The sequence below is a fragment of the Psychrobacter sp. CCUG 69069 genome (assembly GCF_021023115.1).
Taxonomy (GTDB): domain Bacteria; phylum Pseudomonadota; class Gammaproteobacteria; order Pseudomonadales; family Moraxellaceae; genus Psychrobacter; species Psychrobacter namhaensis.
Map to the genome: position 1 here is coordinate 13,771 of NZ_QQAI01000014.1, position 21,595 is coordinate 35,365.

The window sequence follows — 21,595 nt, forward strand, 5'->3', positions numbered from 1 at the left end:
GTTATGAAATAAACTGGTAAACTAAACACTATTTTGTTATAACAGCAAAGATAACTTATCTTCATCTCCTAAAGGGCGGCTCATGTCTTGTCATTTATCTCATCGCTTGACTCCTGTATATCGCGCGATATCAATGACACTTCTCTGTTCGGTGGGCTACGTCGCTCTCATGTCGAGCACACAAGCTGCTACGATTGGCAAGACGGTTGTGACCTCTGCTCAACATGAGCCCCTCACCGCGAGTATTACGGTCACTGGCATACAAGCAGCGGATTTTTCCGCCAGCTTGGCAAGCCCAGTCATTTATCAGCAAATGGGACTTACCCCAACGGACTCCATGACGATACGCTTTACGCCTACCTCGGCGACCAGTGGTCAAGTATTTATTAGTACCTCAAAGCCTGTGTCTAAACCTTTTGCTGATGTGGTGTTGGCCATAAACGATAATGGTCAGCGCAATGTCGTCCCTAAGACTTTACTGATGCCACTTAGTGATAGCCTACCGATTGACACGACAAAACATATTGTGACAGGCGCCAAAAAACCCAACTTGCCAAGCGTTTCTGCCAGTGTGGCTAAACCCTTGACCGTTCGAGAAGGGGCACCGCCGCCACTCATATCAGCGCCTAGTAGACAAGCCCCTAGTATTCAAACCCCTACTGTGACCGCTACACAACAAAGTAACAACTTGGCTTACGCCCCTAGTCGTTTAGATAGCGGCCGCTTAGCTAATGCCCACTTAAACTCAGACAGCAGTGCTGTGACCATTAGTATTAATAATGGTACTAATAATACCGACAGCAACTCTGTTCAGCGTGCAGCTCATAATCAGACGGGTAACAAAACCGATGTAAATGACGTGGCCACAATCAGTGGTAAAGCGTTAGTGAAGGACAGTAATACGCCTACTACAGTCACGACTAACAAACCCTTGGACGTGTTAAATATACAAGTCACTCGTCAAATACAGCCCAGTAGTCAATCAGAGAAGGGCATGGTCGCTACTACGCCTACTCTTCCAGCTCCAGAATACAACGAAGTAAATACTCTAAAGACCGTTTCAGCCAGCAATGTACCTACCAGCACCGTTGAAGCGGCAACGCCTAACGTAGTCCGTAGCAGTAGTAGTACTAACACCATCGCAGCTAATAGCACTACCGCCCAGTATCAGGTGCAGCGCAACGATAGTCTATGGGTTATAGCACAGCAAATCGCGCAAGAAAACAATCTAGATATCCAAACAGTGATGAAACAGATCCAATCACAAAATCCGGACGCTTTTATCAATAAAGACGCGGATCAATTAAAAGCAGATGCCAAACTGCACTTACCTAGTTACGACGTCATACCCTCACAAAAAGACCTAGAAGCTGCTATCAGTGCGCAACGACTATATAGTCGCAGAACGAATCCACTTGTGCCAAAAAAATCCGCTAAGTCACCCACCAACATATCGTCTGAGACAACAAAAGCGGCCAAACGTTCTGATAAACCAACAATCACTAAAACACAAACATTACCAAAAGCACAGTTTTCAGTGCTAGCGCCTGGTAGTGATGGTCGTGCAGATGGGACACAAGAAAAATCAGCAGCGACAACAAGCAACGGTGTCAGCACAGATATATTAGCCACGCTTAAAGCCTCAAGACAAACTGCCGCGTCACAAGCTCAGCGCTTGTCAAAAACCAGTAGTGCACTGGATAGCTACACTAAAAAGATTCAACTACAAAACCAAAAACTGGCTGAGCTACAAGCTCGTCTCAAAAAACTACGCAATCAATAATTGCCTGATTGATCAACACAGTGTGCCATGATCATAGGCGTGGGAGTAACTATGGACAATATGCTATATATCATCGCCGGATTGGTGCTTATCTTATTAGTCGCGGGTTTGGTACTGCGCAAACAAAAAGCGCAGAAACCTTCAGTACCACCGTCAGGCAGGAAAGTAGCGACGCCAACTGCAACGGCTAAAACGGACTATAATGCTCCTGCCCAAAGCAATAAAGGTGACGACAAAAAATTCGACCATATTACCATTGCCCAACGCTTTATAGATCAACAGCGCTATGACAAAGCGATAGAAACGCTCAATCGTGGTCTTAAAGAAAAGCCACATGACAGCCAGTTGTCGCTGAAGCTACTTAGTGTGTACGCGACTACCAATCAGCCAGAAAACTTTCAACACGTGTATGACGCTATCAAGACTCAGAACGATGCAACCAGCATCGCGCGAGCCGATGAGCTAAAGGCTCTATTTTTTGAAGAGCAGAGTCAAGACGTGACACAAGAGGTGCCGGTAGAAGATAACCCCAACTTTGAAAGTATTGATTTTGATTTAGCGAGCAGTCCAGTCGCTGAGAAAAAAGCTCTTGCCGACCAGCCAGACGCTGACGAAAATAGTAGTACTTTGATAGACGCGCCTAGCGCCACCCCCACACTTTCAAATGATTTGCATGAGGTTAACGCTGCCAGTGAAAATAGCGCAGACGACTTTGACCTTAGTCTGAGCGATTTTGAAAATGACTTCGATGAACCCAACACTACTAGCGTCTCTCCTGTCACATCGTTAGATAGTACAGACTTAGATAGTACAGACGATGACAGCCGTGATGTCTCCACCACGGATGACGCTATCACCAGCGAAGACAATGACATTAGTGACATTAGTGACTTTGATTTTAGTTTTGACGCATCTGAAGAAAGCACGACACTGACAGAGCCACCTATCCATTCAAACAGCCCTGATAGTGCGGCTGAAGAGTTGTCGCTAGATAATGAAGAATTTATTTTAGACTTTGACGATTTAGCGAGCGATGTCGATAAAGAAACGGAACAACCTGCCGCTGAAGCATTGGCGCTTGATACCACTCAAGCAGATGATAATGACTTTACTTTATCTTTAGACAGTTTAGACGAAACAAATAGCCCAGAGACAGTATTAGAAAACGAAAATCCTGTGTTTGCAGATGACAGTAGCGATAGTGATGGTTTTATTCTTGAAGACGCTGATGTTGAAGAGAGTAAACTTGAAGACAACGATATTGAGCATGGTGAGATTGCAGAACTGTCCCTCGATGATGACTTACAACTCGATGATGACTTACAACTCGATGATGACTTAGAAAATGCGCTTGATGAAGAGTCTAGTACCACACCAACTGCTCCGTTGTTATTTGATGATCACATTTTAATAGACGATGACTTCGATCTTGACTCTTTGTCTGACTCACCAACAGCAGCCACCCCAGATGCTCCGGTTGAAATCAACACTGACATTACTACTGAAGCAGAGGCGGAAACAGCAGAAGACTTCTCATCACGTTTTTCAGCAGACTTTGACTTTGTGAAATCGTTAGACAGTCATCAAGTGACGCTAGACTTGGCGGCTCAGTATCTACAATTAGGCGAATATGACAGTGCCAAGCGTTTGCTGAATGAAGTGATGGTTCAGGGTAATAGTGAACAGCAAAATCAAGCCAAAGCATTACTTGAGCGTACAGCGTAGTAAATCGCCCGCTCGCGCAACAGCAGGTATTCTATCATTGTGGGATACTTGCTGATTTTTTTGCGTTCAACCGTTATATTATGACTAGCCTCTTTTTTCTCTCACACTTTTTTATTGCACCAAGACTATACTATGCCCTCTTCTGCTATGACAAAGACCCTCTCTGATCCCATTCAACTGATTTATGCTGGTGGCACCTTTGGTAGCTATGGGCGACCCTTAGCGCCATTATCAGCAGAAGTGTTTTTACCCACGTTACAAAAACTCTTGGCTGATCAAGATAATGCTATCAATTTGCCGAAAATTTCATGGTTAGATAACCCACTGATTAAAGACAGTAGTCAACTGACGCCTAGCGATTTTACGCACTTCTATCAGCTGCTGCTAACAGCATATGCGCAAGGTGACAAGCGCTTTGTGGTCATCACTGGTACTGATACCTTAAGTTATTTGGGTGCATTTTTAGCAGAAGCCTTCGCAGGTAGCGATATTTGTGTCGTTGTCACCGGAAGTATGCGCCCATTATTGGACAGCGAGAACCTACATGCTTATAGTATCGATGCCCATAGCGATGCTTGGGACAACCTTAACGAGGCGCTAAAACTAGCAGCGGCTGGTGAGGCAGGTGTCAAGATAAGTTTTGGCGGTGAAGCTTGGCCTGCGCAGACAGTACAAAAGATTCACAGTCATGATTTGATGGCATTTACCGGTCATACTCGGGCAGCATATCCAGCCAACAGTTATATAAAAAACCTCCCAGATATCCGTCGACAGCATTGGCTTGATGACCGGCAAGAAATATTAAGTAGCATTCAAAGCCGCGCTCACTATGCCCGCGTTCATGCTTTATACTGTTTGCCGAATGACGTTGAGGTCATCACTCAACAACTCCAAGCCCTATTATCACAGCAACCCTGTGGCATTATTCTATTAGGCTTTGGCGCTGGTAACATTCCTTATTCAAAAGCCTTGGCAGATACGCTAGAGCTGGCTCATGAAAAAGGACACATGGTGATATGTGCCAGCCAATGCCCGTTTGGGGGTGTTAGCGATAACTATGCCGCTGGCAGTTGGCAATATGACCATCATGTCATTGCTGGTGGCCGTTTAACCATTCCTGCTATTTATGCACGGTTACTGTGGTTACTACTACGTTATGACACCCCAGCAAGGCGCAGACAGCGCTGGTTGAACAGTATCAATCAAACTGGCACGACCATCAAAAAACGGTAAACCACCATTCATTATTCTCACTTTATAAGCGCCGAAACGCCAATGTCCCAGACTAAAATCAGTAAACCTGAACGTTCGCCAACTTACACGTTAGCGATTGCGATTGAATTTTTAGGCACACATTACCACGGCTGGCAGCGGCAACGAGAGGTGCTGGGTGTGCAAGAGGCACTAGAGACGGCTATTGGTAAAGTCGCCAACGAGCCAGTAGAGGTCATCGCCGCTGGGCGTACCGATGCCAGCGTGCATGCCAGCAATATGATTGCCCATTTCACCACTCACGCGTATCGTCCCACTCACAACTGGTTGCGCGGCGTCAACAGCTTACTACCTGACGATATCGCGCTACGCTGGGTACAACCGATGCCAGCTGACTTTCATGCGCGCTTTGGTGCTATTGCCCGTCGTTATCGCTATATTACGCTCAATCAAACGCAACGTCCGGCGATACTCAATCATCAAGTGACGCACATCTATGAACCTCTCGACTTAGCAGCAATGCAACGGGCAGCGGCTGATATCGTTGGTACTCACGATTTTAGTAGTTACCGGGCGGCGGCTTGCCAATCCAATCAGCCAGTGCGTAACGTCAGCCACGCAAGGATTTTTGCTCATGGTCAGTTTATCGTTTTTGACATTCAAGCAGATGGGTTCTTACACCATATGGTGCGCAACTTAATGGGCACCTTACATGCCATTGGCAAGTATGAGTTAGTACCAGACGATTTTTTGAACATTTTGAATAAAAAAGACCGTACCATTGCACCGCCTACCGCTTCTGGTGATGGCTTATATTTTATTAATGCTTACTATCCTGAGCGCTTCCAACAACTGTTGCCAGACGCGCCTTTAACCCCTATTTGGCTCAATTTACCTGATTGACATACATATCACTTACAGGCTGTCAAGTCAAAACCAGGTTTCGTATTGCTTTAATCCGCTAACTTACGTATAATATGGGCTTATTTTTAACTGATTGATACAAATTATGGCAAAAGACGATATTATTGAATTTGAAGGCGAAGTCATCGACACCCTTCCTAATACTTTATTTAAAGTTCGTTTAGAAAACGGACACGAAATCATTGCGCACATCTCTGGTAAAATGCGTAAGCATTATATCCGCATCTTGACTGGTGATAAGGTTAAGGTTGAAATGACGCCTTATGACCTATCTAAAGGTCGTATTACTTACCGTGGTAAAAACTAAATTTTGCTTAACTAAAATGGTTATAAAAGCATTTTAGTAAATACAGCCAGCTACTAACTATTAAATAGCTTCTTTATTACTGATATGAATGCTTGAGTGGTTTAACTGATAATAATAATGAAAATGCTAATCTGCTCATTATTGCCTATCAATGTTTTAGTGTTCAATAAAATTCCTGTTTTACCATAAAAAATACCGCTCATTTCAGCGGTATTTTTTTTCTGGTTTTTACGGTTTATTGGAATAAAAACATCACCTCAAGATCAAGGATTTATTTAAATTCCACCGTCGCATCGTCCTTAATCACGCCCAAAAGCGCTAATGCATCCCAATTGGTCAACCGTACACAACCAGCTGAGGCCTGACGGCTAATGCGAGCCGGATCTGGTGAACCATGAATACCATAAGAAGGTTTGCTAAGACCAATCCAAACCAATCCGACTGGGTTGTTAGGACCTGGAGGAATGATAGATTTTTCCCCGTCATCAGCTGTGTAAGTATAATTAGGCTCATGAATTTTCACTTCTACGGTGTGGGTCCCTGTTGGCGACGGTGTTGCTGTACTACCCACTGTCGTCGGATAGCTGGCAACTAATTTGCCATTTTCACCGTAGGCATATAATGTTTGGGTCGCCTTGTCCGCAACGATGCGGCTAACAGGCTTAGTATTAGGATTACCTGGATTATAGACAGTAATCGTCTCGCCAGCCGTAAAACTGGCGTTAGGGTTTAGGGCTTTTAAATACTTCTCACTGAGATGAAACTTTTCTGCTAACGCTTCTGGGATACTTTCATAGTACATACCATCAAGTTTGGCTTTGGCTTCAGCACTAGCAGGAATAGTGGTCGTCGTGACATTCACGTCAGCATCAGTCAGCTGATAATTTACCAACACTGGCTGCCCAGCGAGTTTTTCGTTGTTGGTCAGTGCTTGCCATGTCTCATTGTTTAGAGTGTCAGTAACAGTTAGACCATTTGCTTTTTGGAACGCTTGCATTGCTTTACGAGTGTTTTTGCCCCAATAGCCGTCCACAGGTCCAGCACCATTATGATGCCAATTCAACAACGCCTGCAATTTCGTACCAACATTACGGTCTATATCTGACCCTGCGGTCCAAGTGGCGTCATTTACTTTTTTGGCCACGGTTGATAAGTTATCTGTCGTATACTTGATAGTAGGAAGTAACTCGTTTAGCGATGTTACCGCCTTGCTATCTCCTTTGAGCTTTTGACTGACGCCATTGGTCACGGGGCTGATATCTTGAGTAGTATCTGTTGCATTACCGACACTCGCGCTATCCGTCGTTGCGGCAACGCTCTGCCCCATAAACATAGCCGTAGAGACGCCAATCATAGCTAGCGCCGTGCTCATTTTTTTTAATTGATACATATCACACTCCTAATTTTTTATAAAAATCGTTATTTTTTTTGTTAAGGTTATCAAGGTTCGTTATTTTGAATTTTTGACCCTTTCATGATGAAGTTTATTGAAAGCCGACGTTTCATCCCTGATACCTTCTAAGGCAGCCATCAATTTTTTATTCCTTTACAAGTATACTTATGGTGCCATAACCCTGTGTGAGCATATAACAGCTTTGTGTTAAAAAGACCTGCCTTGTACAGTGTCTCTGTTAATGATGGCTCATCATTTACGCTGCATTGTTAGAATCGAGATTCTATTAGCCATTTTTCTCTTCATTGAGATCAGTGTCCTAACACCAATAATAGCGCCATAAAAAACCCATAAATTGCTTAGCAACTTATGGGCGGAACAATCACAAAATGAGAATGGCAAAAATTCTATAAAAAATACGGCTGTACGAGAAGTGGTTTGTTTATAGCAGCTTGGCCAACACGGCTTGACCCATTTCTTGACAGCCTACCTGCTTCAATCCAGCTTCACTGCTATCTAAGATATCAACAGTACGAAGTCCATCATCTAAAACATCACTTACCGCTTGCTCGATCACTTGGGCGGCCGCTTCTTGCTTAAACGTATAACGCAGCATCATGGCGACAGACAAAATAGTGGCCAGTGGATTGGCTTTATCTTGTCCAGCAATATCAGGCGCCGAACCATGGCATGGCTCATACATGCCTTTACCTGCTTCATCAAGGCTGGCTGACGGTAGCATACCAATAGAGCCTGTTAGCATCGCAGCTTCATCAGATAAGATGTCACCAAACATATTGCCCGTCACCATAACATCGAACTGTTTAGGGTCTTTAATCAATTGCATACAAGCGTTATCCGCGTACATATGCGACAGTGCCACATCGCTATAGTCCGCTTGCTGCATTTGGGTCATCGTCTGCTTCCACAGCTCGGTGACCTCTAAGACGTTCGCTTTATCTACTGAGCAAACTTTTGCTGCCGTACCCGCTGCTTCGGCACGCGTTTTTGCCAGCTCAAATGCAACCTTACCGATACGTTTGATCTCGCTTGTGCTATAGACCATGGTGTTATAGCCTTGCTGCTCGCCATTTTCTAACGTGCGAATACCACGTGGCTCACCAAAATAAATACCACCCGTCAGCTCACGTACGATCAGCAAATCTAAGCCTGCAATGATATCAGGTTTGATACTTGAGGCATTGGCAAGCTGCGGATACAGCTTTGCCACGCGTAGGTTGGCAAATAAACCAAGCTCCCCACGAATTTTCAAAAGGCCACGCTCAGGACGTTTGCTACGTTCAATACCATCCCACTTAGGCCCACCAACGGCCCCCAGTAATACGGCATCTGCTGCACGTGCGCGCGCCAACGTCTCATCAGGCAAAGGCTCACCAGTCGCATCAATGGCCACACCACCAATCAAACCCGATTCTAGGGTCAAACCTAAAGCAAATTTTTTGTTGATAGCTTCGAGCACATCAATGGCTTGAGTCATGATTTCAGGGCCGATACCATCGCCTGCTAATGTTAAAATCGTTGCCATACTGGTCCTTTTGAATAGGTGGTTTATATTGATTAGAGACTTTATTAATTAGAGACACTGTAACTTAAAGGGTACGAATAAGTTTGATACTCTAATGCGCTGTTTATTTTGTTTTGGCTTTTTTACATAAGACACGACTGGCACTGCCTAAATCATGCTGGTTTCCACAAACTCACCTTGATGCTCAGTATCCAATTGCTTACAGAAGCGGCGCTGTACTTTACTACCTTGCAGCAGCTCAATACAGAGAGGCTCAGGTGAGGCGGTTTCTAGCAAACTCCCAGAACGCTCGCTAGATTTTTTTTGATAAGCGCGTAACTGATAGGTGCCCGCCTCAACAAAGTCATGAATCATCGCAAAACGCTCAACATAACCGATGTTGTTTTCTGGATAGAAATTAACGTGGACTTCACGCTTTGCCGGCATGACCCGCGCGTAGTAGTTGGTCAGGCCTGGCATCCCAGACGCGGCTAATGGAACTATTTTGATGGCACTTTTATTGGCGAGTGGAGCCACTTTCATATTCGCTGGTACTTTTACCGTATTTTTGGCCGCATAGACACTTGGTACATTGACCAGCATCCTCGAATTGACCGGTTCATGAGTGTCTGGGGCAATAACAAGCGTTTTATCTATCTGTACAATTTCACAGTGATAAGTACCCACACAGGCAATATTCACTTCACCAGCAATAGGATGGATTTTACCTGCCCACTTCTTAGCACTTTCTGCCTCATCTATTTTCTGATAGCCAGTTAATAGCTGACAGCCTGACAATAACAAGCTCGTAGCAAAAATTGTACCTGTCCATAGAGCATAACGTTTTTTATTCATAGTGGTGGCTACTCTTCATAAGAGAAATGATAAAATATTGTAGAAAACTATCCTTCATTTTAGCCAGTTCACCCTCATAACTCAACGCTGCATTGCCGCTGTTCAGCAGTTTTCTGAGCAATAGCTTATCGATTTACTACTTATGCGCGTACTTCGTTAAATATCCACGGGGTTTTTTGCATCATCTTATGCTCATAGTTTTTAATAGCATCGCTTTGCTGCAAGGTTAAGCCAATATCATCCAGTCCATTTAATAGGCAATGTTTGCGAAAAGCATCCACTTCAAACGCGTACTCTTCACCCGTTGGGGTAATGACCACTTGACGCTCAAGATCTGCGGTAAGCTCATAACCTTCATTGGCAACCGTGGCTTTCATTAAGATATCGACAGTAGCCTCATCCAATACAACTGGAAGCATACCGTTTTTGAAGCAATTGTTATAAAAAATATCAGCAAAGCTTGGCGCAATGACCGTACGAAAGCCATACTCTGAGAGTGCCCAAGGGGCATGTTCACGACTAGAGCCACAGCCAAAGTTTCGGCGTGCCAGTAAGATGCTCGCCCCTTGGTAACGCGGCTGATTTAAGACAAAGTCTGGATTGATAATGCGTGTGCTATTGTCTTGACCTGGATATCCTTCATCGAGATAACGCCAGTCATCAAACAGATTTACGCCAAAGCCTGTACGTTTAATAGATTTCAAAAACTGTTTTGCAATAATTTGATCGGTATCGACGTTTGCGCGATCAAGTGGGCAAACGATCCCCGTTTGAGTGTTATAAGCTTGCATAAAATGTCCTGTCCATTATTTTTTATTGATGAGAGGTGATTACTGGTCATTACTAGCGACCAATCCCCAGTCTTAAAATGTTCTTACATCAACAAAGTGACCAGCCAACGCGGCGGCGGCGGCCATCGCGGGACTCACTAAATGTGTACGTCCGCCATTGCCTTGACGACCTTCAAAGTTACGGTTAGAAGTGGAGGCACAGTGCTCTTGTGGCTCAAGCTTATCAGCATTCATTGCCAGACACATCGAGCAACCAGGCTCACGCCACTCAAACCCTGCCTCAATAAATAAAGTGTCTAGGCCTTCAGCTTCGGCTTGTAGCTTCACCTGTCCAGACCCAGCAACGACAATCGCTTCTTTGACATTATCAGCAACTTTACGGCCTTTGATCACGGCTGCCGCATCACGCAAATCCTCAATACGAGAGTTGGTGCACGACCCAATAAATATACGATCAAGCTGAATGTCGGTAATTTTCTGACCGGCTTCTAATCCCATATACGTATAAGCACGCAACCAGCCCTCTTCTTGCGCTTCATCAGCTGCTTGATCAGGTGTGGGAACCGACTGCGTGACATCCACGACCATTTCAGGCGATGTACCCCAAGAGACTTGCGGCGCTATCTCACTACCATCAATCTCGACCACCGTATCAAACACCGCATCATCATCTGAATAGAGTGTGCGCCAATACGCCTCCGCTTGCTGCCACTGTGATTCGTTTGGTGCATAAGGACGACCTTTGACATAATCAATGGTGGTGTCATCAACGGCCACCATACCCACGCGAGCACCCGCTTCGATCGCCATGTTACAGACGGTCATGCGACCCTCCATACTCATGTCTTCAAACACTTGTCCTGCAAACTCAATAGCATGCCCTGTCCCGCCAGCCGTACCAATTTTTGCAATGATAGCGAGCACCACATCTTTTGGTGTCACACCAGCGCCAAGCTTACCAGTGACACGGATTTGCATGTTTTTCGATTTCTTTTGAATCAAGCACTGCGTTGCCAAAACGTGCTCAACCTCTGATGTGCCAATACCATGTGCCAAACAGCCAAGTGCGCCATGGGTCGCCGTGTGCGAATCCCCACAAACGACCGTCATACCTGGTAACACTAAGCCTTGCTCAGGACCAACAACGTGCAAGATACCTTGACGCGCATCGTTGATGGTAAATTCTGCAATGTCAAACTTGGTACAGTTATCATCGAGTGTGACCACTTGCAAGCGTGACACTTTATCTTTAATACCAGGTACGCCTTCTAGACGCTCTTTGGTCACCGTTGGTACGTTATGATCGGGGCTTGCGATATTGGCAGACAAACGCCATGGCGCTCTATTAGCCAGCTCTAGACCTTCAAACGCTTGCGGACTCGTCACTTCGTGCAACAGATGGCGATCAATATAAATCAGGCTCGAACCATCATCACGTTTGGTGACTTCGTGAGCGTTCCAAAGTTTGTCATATAACGTTTGACCGGCCATGTTGCTATCCTTTATGAGTTGCTGACGACTGAATTTTTCGTTTGCTGACTAGTAAACGAGCGTCTTATTTAAATGTATGTCTATTTAGCGCTGCTTTTAGATCCACTTTATGTAAACTGCTATTTGAGAGTAGCGGCTTTTTTAGCGTAACAGTAATTTTAAAACAGACACATCGCTTACCTGTCATTTTACATTTATTACTACATTGGGCTATCAGAACGCGCTTTATACGGCAAATTATCAAGATAATAGAATAAATATGTCACAATACGCCCTGATGTCTTGTGATTATAGCAGGCTAATCCTATAATAATAATTGATGATTTTTAACCAGATACAAACTTTTATTTCTAATACATTGTGATTAGGTTAGCCAACTTTTATTTATAGCTCGCTAAGTAGCTAAGGACATCCGTTTGAACACCACAAACTTAACGACATTCGTTACTGTCATGCACACAGGCAGTATTTCAGGCGCTGCAGAAAAGCTGTTTATCACACAGCCTGCGGTCAGTAAGCGCATCAAAAATCTAGAAGATGAGTTTAACATTACTTTGTTTGACACGGTAGGTCGCGGGATTGTGCCCACCCAAGCTGCCAGTGAAATGCTTCCCCATGCCAAGCGCTGGTTAGAAGATTATGAAAATTTCAAAATCAACCTACAACACTCTCAACATATTGTCTCTGGTAAATTAGTCATCGGCACCAGTCATCACATTGGTTTGCACCATTTAGCGCCTGTGCTTAAGCATTTTATTCAAACTTATCCTGCCGTGCAGTTAGAAGTGCATTTTGTCGATTCAGAAAAGGCACACAAAGCGGTATTGGACGGGGATTTATCATTGGCTTTTGTTACTCTGCCCCCTGTTTACGATAAGCGTTTGACCTATCATACGCTATGGTCAGATCCGCTCTACTTTATGACGGGTACGCTGTCACCGTTGGCAACCAAGTCCAATGTGACCTTAGAACAATTGGCACGTTACCCTGCTATTTTGCCATCTGCCAACACCTTTACCAGTCAGATTACGTTGGCCGAATTCGCTAAGCATAATCTCAAGCCTTATGCCACCATGAGCACCAATCCACTTGAGTCGATTCGCATGTTGGTGTCTGTCGGGCTTGGTTGGTCGGTGTTGCCCCAGACAATGATCAGTCAGGATTTAGAACGTATTGACATGGCGGATAACATTGAGTTGCAGCGCTATCTAGGTGTGGTCATCAATCCAAAGCTGACTCAATCTAGCAGTGTGACCGCGTTACTAGATTTACTCGCCCCCATTGAATAGGAACTAATGCGACGTTTGGCGTGCGGGCCTGCTACTCAAACAGAAAAGTACGCCATTCGCATTTGTGACAGTCATACGTTATAATACGGCTGACGTTGTTTTTATAACAAATTTTTACCATAAGAGTACTGATAGTCATATATTGAACACTTCGAGTAAGATATGATGGTTGACAGTAGGTTTAATGGTTTTAAATGATTGGTTATATAGGCGGCTTATATTGAGATATCACTAGCAGATGCGAGCAATAAAAATGCACAGACGGAATGCGAGATTCCGGTTGCTTCTCACCCCTGCTTATTCATATTAGCCCTAGAACAGCATCAATCATATAAAACTAACAGCAAATACTGAAACAAGCCATTATGTCCTACTTAATGGCTTTTTTCGTCTTTAGATATTGTTTGGGACATCGTCTGATAAAACTTAATCTTTATAGTTAAAAATAATTACAGCCAACGATGTTGGTTAAGGACAATTATATGAACGGAGTTTCTAGTGGCGTGCTGATATCACTTGGCGCCTATTTTTTAGTGATGATTGGGATTGGCATTTACGCGTACTTTAAGCAAGCCAATGATACTGAAGGCTACATGTTAGGAGGGCGTAATTTAGGCCCAGCTGTCACCGCCCTTTCGGCTGGTGCATCAGATATGTCCGGTTGGTTACTGCTTGGCCTACCGGGTTACATGTATGCTGATGGTGTGGTTAGTGTGTGGATCGCGCTTGGTTTGACACTTGGTGCGTTTTTAAACTATATCATCGTGGCCCCTCGTCTTCGCGTTTATACCGAAGTCGCTGACAACGCCATCACTTTACCTGATTACTTCGCCAACCGCTTCGAAGATAAATCGCACATGCTGCGCGTTATCTCTGCTGTGGTTATCATTCTATTCTTTACCGTCTACACGGCAGCAAGCTTAGTAGGTGGTGGTAAACTCTTTGAAAGCTCGCTCAACCTATCTTATAGTACTGGCCTTTGGGTTACTGCTGGTGTCGTCGTTGCTTATACGCTCTTCGGTGGTTTCCTAGCCGTATCAATGACTGACTTTGTACAGGGTATTATCATGCTGTTTGCCATGGTAATCGTACCTGTGGTCGCCTTTACGGATCTTGGCGGAGTTTCAGCCACTTCGGAAGCTGTTAGAAACATTGATCCAAGCTTGCTCAATATCACTAGTGGTATGAGTATTCTTGGTATTGTCTCATTAATGGCATGGGGTCTAGGGTACTTTGGTCAGCCGCATATTATCGTGCGCTTTATGGCGATTCGCTCAGTAAGAGACGTTCCTACTGCACGTAACATTGGTATGAGCTGGATGATCGTGAGTCTGATTGGTGCATTGATGACTGGTTTTGCTGGTCGCGCCTATGTACAAAAAACCGCCATGACGCTAGATGATCCTGAGACCATCTTTTTAGTCTTTACTCAATTCTTATTCCATCCATTGGTTTCAGGTTTCTTATTAGCGGCAATTTTAGCAGCCATTATGAGTACCATCTCATCGCAGCTGTTGGTAGTATCAAGCTCTCTAACCAAAGATGTTTATAAGTTATTCTTTGATAAAGACGCACCAGAAGCTCGTCAAGTACTGGTCGGTCGTATATCCGTTATCATCGTTGCACTCGTTGCACTCGTTGCTATTTTATTGGCTTCTAATCCAGACAGCTCAGTACTGAACTTGGTGTCTAACGCTTGGGCAGGATTTGGTGCAGCTTTCGGACCGTTGGTGATTTTCAGTCTCACATGGCGCCGTATGAACCGTAATGGCGCAGTTGCCGGTATGGTCGTTGGTGCATTGACTGTTATCCTATGGATCTATGGTCCTTTCGAGATGAATGGTATGGCACTTAATAGCTGGTTATACGCTATCGTTCCAGGCTTTATCTTAAGTACCATTGCTATCTTTGCAGTTAGTATCATGACTGGCGGTCCAAAACCTTCAGTATCTGCTAAGTACAAAGAGATGGAGCTAAACCTAAACAAGTAAGTTGATACCCTATCTTATCGCTATAAAAAAACCTCGTCATTGTTGGCGAGGTTTTTTATGGCAGGTTACTTACTGTATCTATGCAAACTTGATAAGTGATAAGCTCAAACGACTCTTACTCCGTACCTCAACATTCATTCATAACCTCCATGTATCTGTAGAACTAGATAAGACTCCCTTACTTAATGCTTAACCGCGGCTCTATTACTTCCTTGTTTTATCAACAATTATCTTTAATTTCACATACGCGAATACGTAACCTGCCACTCAAAGAACTAAGTGAAAGAGTTAGGTACAGAGAGAAGCTTTAAACTGCAAAGTGACAAACTCTAGCGGTTCCATATAAAGGTACACGCTATAAAAATATTGAGTTACTGTCTTTGATATAAAGTTTTTTATCGTAACTACGGCACTAGAATCCCATTAAAAAAGCGACCTATTATAGGTCGCTTTTTTATTATCTAACAGCTATATAAAGAGATTATTTCGCTTGATAAGACAGCTTCAAACCAGCGACATAGCCATCATTGTCTTGGAAATCACCAACGATTTTTCCACTAGGTAGCTGCCCTTTAGCATCACCGAACCACAAATATTTACCACCAGCGGATACTGCCCAGTTTTCAGTGACATTATATTTGGCACCAAGACCAACACTGTAGTAGCCATCGATAGGTCCTAGTGATGTGGTTGGATCACCGGCACCACTATCCCAACCAACAGTACCACTGATAGCAAGTGCTGGTGCGACACGCTTGGCTAGGCCCAACTCCACCTGCCACTGATCATCTTCATACTCAACCAAGTTTAAACCGTCAGGACCATAGCTCCCTTGGCTAACCTCATTATATAATGGGGGGGTGATAACAAAGTCACTCCATGGTACCCAACGAACTTTTGCTGTGGCCAGTGTAGTTGGGTTGATGCCTGTTTGGAAATCAAAATTGACTGACTTTGGCGTAGTAATATCAATCGTGCTGTCCTGAGTTGCTGGAAGAGCACGGGGTGGTGTACCAATTGCCCCAATAGTTGGGGCTAAAGGATAACGTTCAAATATATCCATGCTATGATCTATTTCTGAACGATAGGTCAAAGCCGCTTTTAATGCAATCTCAGGCTTGCTATAAGCGATACCTGCGATATAACCGTAATCCATATCAGGGTTACTATTCGAAGTATAACCAGTAGCCGGACCGTAAGCTAATCCACGCAGTTTTGTTTCAGACTGAATACGCTGTGCAACTGGTCCGCCGTAAATTTGGAAGTTTTTATCGGCACCAAATTTTACGCCGAGAATTCCGGTTAGACTTTGGCTACGGACTTCGACATTAGTGCTTTCACCTGCAGTGCCTGCTTCCGCACCTACTATTGCTCCACCCAACATTCCACTAGGTACTTGATCGTCAGCAAACTCACCTAATGAATCCGCTGGATTTTCATTTGCAACGAAATTATTATCACCCTTGTACTCAGCAGCAGCGCCGAAAGGTTCATCATATAAGATACCAATACTAAAAGTATCGTTGATGTCGGTTTTTACACCATAACGGAAAAAGTCATACGCTTCAGCAATATCACCCGTTTTATTACCACGTTCATAGGTATTAACCCCCGGATTATTATTAGAACTATCGTAACCGCTTACATCAGCATCGATATAGGTATAGACAGCTTCCGCATAGGTACCATCTTGGAAAAAAGCCGTGACATCCTGACCAGAACGATCGAGACCAGCAGCGTTGGTTACGCTAGCAAAAGAAAGAGCGGCAATTGCCACTGCAAGGGTTTTTAAGTGAAAGGTAGTGCGCATTGTGTATCTCCAACGGTCCTTGTTGTATTACTACTCTAATAATTAATACGTAGCATTGCTATGCTTAGCATTGAGACTATCAAAGTCGTTCCCTAAGTTGAATACTAATGCCTTTTTGACACTAAAACAACAATTAAAGCACTTTATTTCCCAAATATGACTGAACAGTACACATAATATGTAAACAAGATACTGGTTTTTTCTTTTATAACTTGACTGATCTATCTCGCTATATCTAATACAAAAGCCAAATAACGATTTGTATAATTTAATCAATAAAAAAGCGACCCCTTAAGGGTCGCTTTTCAACGCTGTTAAGCTATAGGCTCAACAGCATAGCTGGTTTACCTATTACTGCGCTTGATAAGAAAGCTTCATACCCAGTACGAAACCATCATTGTCTTCAAAGTTGCTGACTACTTTTTTGGTCGGGATTTGACCTTTGGCATCACCGAACCATAAGTATTTACCACCCGCAGAGACTGCCCAATTTTCGGTCACACTGTATTTTGCACCAAGGCCAGCACTGTAATAGCCTTCAATAGGACCTAATGAAGTCACTGGATTGCCCGCACCGCTATCCCAACCGACGTTACCTGTTACTGCTAGCGCTGGTGATAAGCGTTTGGCCAATCCTAGCTCAACTTGCCACTGGTCTTTATCATAGCTGACCAGTGACAAGCCTTCGTCATCTCCTGTCGACAACTTACTAACATCATTGTACAGTGATGGTACGATCGCAAAGTCGCTCCATGGTACCCAGCGTACTTTTGCCGTTGCTAAAGTCGTAGGATTAATGCCAGTCTGGAAATCAAAGTTTACTGACTCAGGGGTAGTGATTTCAATAGTACTACTTCTCTCTACTGAAAGCCCTAATGCAGACACGACAGGAGCCGGTATAAGACCAGAATCAACAAAAGGATACACCTCAGCTGCTGGAGCCTTGTGCTCAATCTCAGAACGATAGGTTAATGCTGCTTTTAGGGCAATCTCAGGTTTGCTATAAGCAACACCTGTTAACCAACCGTAATCTTGATCCGCGCTGATGTGGGTAGTGTAACCATTAGCAGCTTCATAAGCAGTACCACGTAGCTTTACATCAGCTTTTACACGTTGAGCAACTGGACCGCCGTATACTTGGAAGCTCTTATTTTCACCAAGTTTGGCACCGAGGATGCCGGTAATGCTCTCAGTACGTACTTCTACGTTAGTACCTTCACCATTTGCATCTATAAAATTATTGTCGCCAATGTCGCCAGTATAGTCAGCCGCTGCACCAAAAGGCTCATCATATAAGACACCAACGCTAAAAGTTTCGTTGATATCTGCTTTTACGCCATAACGGAAAAAATCATATGACTCAGCTATATCATCAATTTTATTGTCTGACGAGTCTTTACCACTTACATCGGCATCGATATAAGTATAGACAGCTTCGGCATAGGTGCCATCTTGTAAGAATGCGGTGATATCTTGACCAGAACGATCCAGACCAGCAGCACTAGCAACGCTAGCAACAGAAAGAGCAGCAACAGCTACTGTGAGAGTTTTTAAATGAAAAGTGGCGCGCATTATATATCTCCAAACATCCGCATTGTTTTACTGTTTTACCCAATTTTTATGGGTAAGCAGTATCCGAGGTGGAGGATATTAAAGTTTTTCGAACGGTAAAACAACTGCAAAAATACATTATTTCCTTATTATGACCAAACAGTCATCAGATAGTGCATTCATTTAACAATAAAAATATAGTTTTTTTACCTAGAACTTAGGCTAATGGCGTTTTTAGTCATTAGTAGTGAGGGGGTCTATCGGCCATGACATCAAATGGAGCAATCCCTCCTTCGGTGTCTTGGCTTTCAACTTGCTTATAGATAAGCTGCAACTGTCGTTGTAGCGTCTGAATGTCTTTGTCTTGTCGCGCAATCACCTCATCGAGTCGCTCTACTGTCAGCTCAAGGTGTGCCATGCTCATTTGTAGATCAATAACGTGTTGTGTTTGTAAGTCATGTTGTCCAGTCGAAGCGTCGTTTTGAGCGTTAGATTGATTCATATTCTTCTCTACATTAGTAAATACAGGGCTAGCAAGGTTTTATGATATAGATGGGTAACCCATAAATAGTAGTAATACATCTACGATGATAGCCCTAAAGCAGCGGCTAATTATAGAAGCGATAAATAGTGCTTATAAAACCATTTACGTTCACTACTGTTGTGTGGTGGCATGTTATACTGCTGGCAATTTTGCAACAACCCCTATCTCTCTATTATATAAGCTTAAGATACTCTATGGCACTGATACATTTAAAAGACATTCACTTAGCCTTTGGCGTCGCACCTGTTCTTGATGGTATTGATTTTGCTATCAATGCAGGTGAGCGTGTGTGCTTAATCGGCCGCAACGGCGAAGGCAAATCCACCTTATTTAAACTGATTAACGGCTCATTGCAGCCTGACAGTGGCGAGATCATTACTAACAGCAGCATGCGTGTCGCGATGCTAGAACAAGACGTTCCTGAAACCAGCGGACGCATCTTAGACATCGTTATGGGCGGCAGTCGCCGGACGGCTGACTTGCTGATCAACTATAATAAACAAGTTGATCTTTGTGCCAATGGCGACATGGATGCCTGTGAGCACATGGCAACGCTACAGCATGATATTGATGCGGTGCATGGCTGGGATCTAGAGCGTGACGCTAGGCGCCTGATTACGACAATGGGACTTGATCCAGAAGACGATCTGTCCTCTTTATCGGGTGGTCGTAAGCGCCGTGTACTACTCGCCAGATCCTTGGTCACTAAACCTGATGTACTACTGTTAGATGAGCCAACCAACCATTTGGACGTCGAGAGTATCGAATGGCTAGAGCGCTTCTTACTTGACTGGCAAGGATTGACGCTGTTATTTGTTACCCATGATAGAGCGTTTGTGAATAAGCTGGCCACCCGTATCGTAGAGCTCGACCGTGGTCAATTGACCAGTTATGACGTCACTCAAGGCGCCAAAGGGTACGCGCGTTATCAAGAGCTAAAAGAGCAGCAACTACTGGCAGAAGAAAAAAATAACGCCAACTTCGATAAAAAATTGGCGCAAGAAGAAGTATGGATTCGCCAAGGTATCAAAGCACGCCGCACCCGTAATGAAGGCCGCGTCCGTGAACTAAAAGCCTTGCGCGAAGAGCGTAGTGGTCGCCGTGAGCAAGTGGGTAATGTCAATATCACCATGGGTGAAGGCGAAAAAAGCGGTAAGCTGGTTTGTAAAGTTAAAAACCTGCATCTTGAATACGATGGCAACGTCTTGGTTGACAACTTTAGCACCACGATTATGCGCGGTGACAAGATTGGTATTGTGGGGCCAAACGGTGCTGGTAAAACCACATTGATCAAAGCCCTACTCGATATGTCTGATGCTGAAGTGACCAAAACAGGCAAGGTTGAGCTTGGTACCAATTTGCAAATTGCGTTCTTTGACCAGCTACGTGACCAGTTAGATCTTGAAGCCAGTGTGGCTCAAAACGTCTCAGAAGGCTCAGACTTTGTCGAAGTCGGTGGCCGCAAGACCCATATCATGAGTTACTTGCAAGACTTTCTGTTTGCACCAGAGCGGGCACGCACACCGGTCAAGGCCTTATCAGGTGGTGAGCGTAACCGCGTACTGCTTGCCAAGCAGTTACTAAAACCTGCGAACATTCTGGTACTAGATGAGCCGACCAACGATTTGGATATGGCCACCCTTGAGTTATTAGAAGAATCTGTCAGCAGCTTTAACGGCACGATATTGCTCATCAGTCATGACCGCTCCTTTATGGACAACGTGGTTACCTCTACTTGGGTGTTTGACCAAGATGACGACGGCAAAGGTATTGTGAAAGAGTATGTCGGCGGCTACCAAGAGTATCTGGTGCAAAAAAACCGTGAAGAGGCCGCCCGCGCTGCCAAAGCGCCTGCTAACAACGCCACAAGCAACAAGACGGCTCATAAATCAACAACAGCCAAACCTGCAAAAGCAGCCAAAAAACTCAATTATAATGAGCAACGCGAACTCGATAACTTACCCAAAGAGATTGCAGCACTAGAAACGGAACAAAAGCAGCTAGAAGAAAAGCTGGCCGATGGCTCATGGTTCAACAAAGACGTTGATGCCGCCACTGCTGCTAGCGAGCGTTTATTGGTTATTGAAGAAGAGATGATGAGTAAACTTGAGCGTTGGAGTACGCTTGAGGGTTAGTAGCAACAACTAAACTATTGTCTTTATATCAGTATTCAATGCTCGTTTCTCATTTTTTTAAGTAAGCCGTGAAAGACAGCCAATAATCACCACTCTATCGTATAGAGGGGTGATTATTGGTTTATAGAGGATTACAAAGTAGTTAGGTACTGAAAGTTAGTGAACATTGCCTTAATTTCAAGTATCATTCGCTATTGCTAAATATCCTTATTAATTATAAGGTCATCGCGTTTACAATCCTCAACAAAAAAACGGATGTTAAACATTGA

General features: G+C 44.1%; 16 protein-coding genes. 8 read left to right on the forward strand and 8 right to left on the reverse strand.

Features of this window, described 5'->3' with window-relative positions; all coding sequences use genetic code 11:
* Window positions 1-169: 169 nt before the first annotated feature.
* The 5 genes from DVY93_RS09585 (at window position 170) to infA (ending at window position 5,951) form a co-directional block, all read left to right on the forward strand.
* Window positions 170-1,783: a type IV pilus assembly protein FimV gene (locus DVY93_RS09585; protein WP_230710527.1), complete on the forward strand. Its 1,614-nt coding sequence runs from the start codon at window positions 170-172 to the stop codon at window positions 1,781-1,783.
* A gap of 51 nt (window positions 1,784-1,834) precedes the next feature.
* On the forward strand, window positions 1,835-3,508 hold the full coding sequence (locus DVY93_RS09590) for a FimV/HubP family polar landmark protein (RefSeq protein WP_230710529.1): 1,674 nt from the start codon (window positions 1,835-1,837) through the stop codon (window positions 3,506-3,508).
* Window positions 3,509-3,640: 132 nt separating this feature from the next.
* A complete protein-coding gene (locus tag DVY93_RS09595) occupies window positions 3,641-4,741 on the forward strand; it encodes an asparaginase (protein WP_230710530.1) in 1,101 nt (366 codons plus the stop codon).
* Window positions 4,742-4,783: 42 nt separating this feature from the next.
* Window positions 4,784-5,623 carry a tRNA pseudouridine(38-40) synthase TruA gene (truA, locus tag DVY93_RS09600; RefSeq protein WP_193006674.1) on the forward strand — a complete coding sequence of 280 codons (840 nt, stop codon included), beginning with the start codon at window positions 4,784-4,786 and terminating at the stop codon, window positions 5,621-5,623.
* A 106-nt stretch (window positions 5,624-5,729) separates the two neighbouring features.
* Window positions 5,730-5,951 carry a translation initiation factor IF-1 gene (infA, locus tag DVY93_RS09605; protein WP_021814850.1) on the forward strand — a complete coding sequence of 74 codons (222 nt, stop codon included), beginning with the start codon at window positions 5,730-5,732 and terminating at the stop codon, window positions 5,949-5,951.
* Window positions 5,952-6,222: 271 nt separating this feature from the next.
* Here the strand turns inward: infA and DVY93_RS09610 are convergent, their stop codons facing one another.
* The 5 genes from DVY93_RS09610 to leuC all read right to left on the reverse strand — a co-directional run bounded on the left by DVY93_RS09610 (window position 6,223) and on the right by leuC (window position 12,006).
* Window positions 6,223-7,341 carry a L,D-transpeptidase family protein gene (locus DVY93_RS09610; protein WP_230710532.1) on the reverse strand — a complete coding sequence of 373 codons (1,119 nt, stop codon included), beginning with the start codon at window positions 7,339-7,341 and terminating at the stop codon, window positions 6,223-6,225.
* A gap of 445 nt (window positions 7,342-7,786) precedes the next feature.
* The gene (gene leuB / locus DVY93_RS09615) at window positions 7,787-8,890 is read right to left on the reverse strand and encodes a 3-isopropylmalate dehydrogenase (protein ID WP_230710534.1); all 1,104 of its coding nucleotides are present in this window, start codon (window positions 8,888-8,890) and stop codon (window positions 7,787-7,789) included.
* A gap of 147 nt (window positions 8,891-9,037) precedes the next feature.
* Window positions 9,038-9,724 carry a hypothetical protein gene (locus DVY93_RS09620; RefSeq protein WP_193006671.1) on the reverse strand — a complete coding sequence of 229 codons (687 nt, stop codon included), beginning with the start codon at window positions 9,722-9,724 and terminating at the stop codon, window positions 9,038-9,040.
* A 140-nt stretch (window positions 9,725-9,864) separates the two neighbouring features.
* Window positions 9,865-10,515 (reverse strand): 3-isopropylmalate dehydratase small subunit, encoded by a 651-nt coding sequence (gene leuD, locus DVY93_RS09625; RefSeq protein ID WP_193006670.1) that lies wholly within the window; start codon window positions 10,513-10,515, stop codon window positions 9,865-9,867.
* Between the two features lie 72 nt (window positions 10,516-10,587).
* Window positions 10,588-12,006: a 3-isopropylmalate dehydratase large subunit gene (gene leuC / locus DVY93_RS09630; RefSeq protein WP_230710535.1), complete on the reverse strand. Its 1,419-nt coding sequence runs from the start codon at window positions 12,004-12,006 to the stop codon at window positions 10,588-10,590.
* 416 nt (window positions 12,007-12,422) lie between these two features.
* On the opposite strand from leuC, the gene DVY93_RS09635 reads away from it, so the two are divergent.
* Window positions 12,423-13,295, forward strand: a complete 873-nt coding sequence (locus DVY93_RS09635; protein ID WP_193006668.1) for a LysR family transcriptional regulator — start codon at window positions 12,423-12,425, stop codon at window positions 13,293-13,295.
* Between the two features lie 482 nt (window positions 13,296-13,777).
* Entirely contained in the window at window positions 13,778-15,286 is a 1,509-nt protein-coding gene (gene putP / locus DVY93_RS09640) for a sodium/proline symporter PutP (protein WP_230710537.1), read from the forward strand.
* Between the two features lie 481 nt (window positions 15,287-15,767).
* Here putP and DVY93_RS09645 read toward each other — a convergent pair whose 3' ends face one another.
* The 3 genes from DVY93_RS09645 to DVY93_RS09655 form a co-directional block, all read right to left on the reverse strand.
* Complete coding sequence (locus DVY93_RS09645; RefSeq protein WP_230710539.1) at window positions 15,768-17,096, reverse strand: OmpP1/FadL family transporter; 1,329 nt, start codon at window positions 17,094-17,096, stop codon at window positions 15,768-15,770.
* A gap of 351 nt (window positions 17,097-17,447) precedes the next feature.
* The gene (locus DVY93_RS09650) at window positions 17,448-18,668 is read right to left on the reverse strand and encodes an OmpP1/FadL family transporter (RefSeq protein WP_230710541.1); all 1,221 of its coding nucleotides are present in this window, start codon (window positions 18,666-18,668) and stop codon (window positions 17,448-17,450) included.
* A gap of 220 nt (window positions 18,669-18,888) precedes the next feature.
* Window positions 18,889-19,149, reverse strand: coding sequence for a SlyX family protein (locus tag DVY93_RS09655; RefSeq protein ID WP_193006664.1), 261 nt, complete (start codon window positions 19,147-19,149; stop codon window positions 18,889-18,891).
* Between the two features lie 236 nt (window positions 19,150-19,385).
* On the opposite strand from DVY93_RS09655, the gene DVY93_RS09660 reads away from it, so the two are divergent.
* Entirely contained in the window at window positions 19,386-21,326 is a 1,941-nt protein-coding gene (locus DVY93_RS09660) for an ATP-binding cassette domain-containing protein (protein ID WP_230710542.1), read from the forward strand.
* Window positions 21,327-21,595 lie beyond the last annotated feature (269 nt).

Coding starts and splice junctions, on each gene's coding strand:
- DVY93_RS09585 (WP_230710527.1), top strand. CDS start 170: ATGTCGAGCACACAAGCTGCTACGATTGGCAAGACGGTTGTGACCTCT.
- DVY93_RS09590 (WP_230710529.1), top strand. CDS start 1,835: ATGGACAATATGCTATATATCATCGCCGGATTGGTGCTTATCTTATTA.
- DVY93_RS09595 (WP_230710530.1), top strand. CDS start 3,641: ATGCCCTCTTCTGCTATGACAAAGACCCTCTCTGATCCCATTCAACTG.
- truA (WP_193006674.1), top strand. CDS start 4,784: ATGTCCCAGACTAAAATCAGTAAACCTGAACGTTCGCCAACTTACACG.
- infA (WP_021814850.1), top strand. CDS start 5,730: ATGGCAAAAGACGATATTATTGAATTTGAAGGCGAAGTCATCGACACC.
- DVY93_RS09610 (WP_230710532.1), bottom strand. CDS start 7,341: ATGTATCAATTAAAAAAAATGAGCACGGCGCTAGCTATGATTGGCGTC.
- leuB (WP_230710534.1), bottom strand. CDS start 8,890: ATGGCAACGATTTTAACATTAGCAGGCGATGGTATCGGCCCTGAAATC.
- DVY93_RS09620 (WP_193006671.1), bottom strand. CDS start 9,724: ATGAATAAAAAACGTTATGCTCTATGGACAGGTACAATTTTTGCTACG.
- leuD (WP_193006670.1), bottom strand. CDS start 10,515: ATGCAAGCTTATAACACTCAAACGGGGATCGTTTGCCCACTTGATCGC.
- leuC (WP_230710535.1), bottom strand. CDS start 12,006: ATGGCCGGTCAAACGTTATATGACAAACTTTGGAACGCTCACGAAGTC.
- putP (WP_230710537.1), top strand. CDS start 13,778: ATGAACGGAGTTTCTAGTGGCGTGCTGATATCACTTGGCGCCTATTTT.
- DVY93_RS09645 (WP_230710539.1), bottom strand. CDS start 17,096: ATGCGCACTACCTTTCACTTAAAAACCCTTGCAGTGGCAATTGCCGCT.
- DVY93_RS09650 (WP_230710541.1), bottom strand. CDS start 18,668: ATGCGCGCCACTTTTCATTTAAAAACTCTCACAGTAGCTGTTGCTGCT.
- DVY93_RS09655 (WP_193006664.1), bottom strand. CDS start 19,149: ATGAATCAATCTAACGCTCAAAACGACGCTTCGACTGGACAACATGAC.
- DVY93_RS09660 (WP_230710542.1), top strand. CDS start 19,386: ATGGCACTGATACATTTAAAAGACATTCACTTAGCCTTTGGCGTCGCA.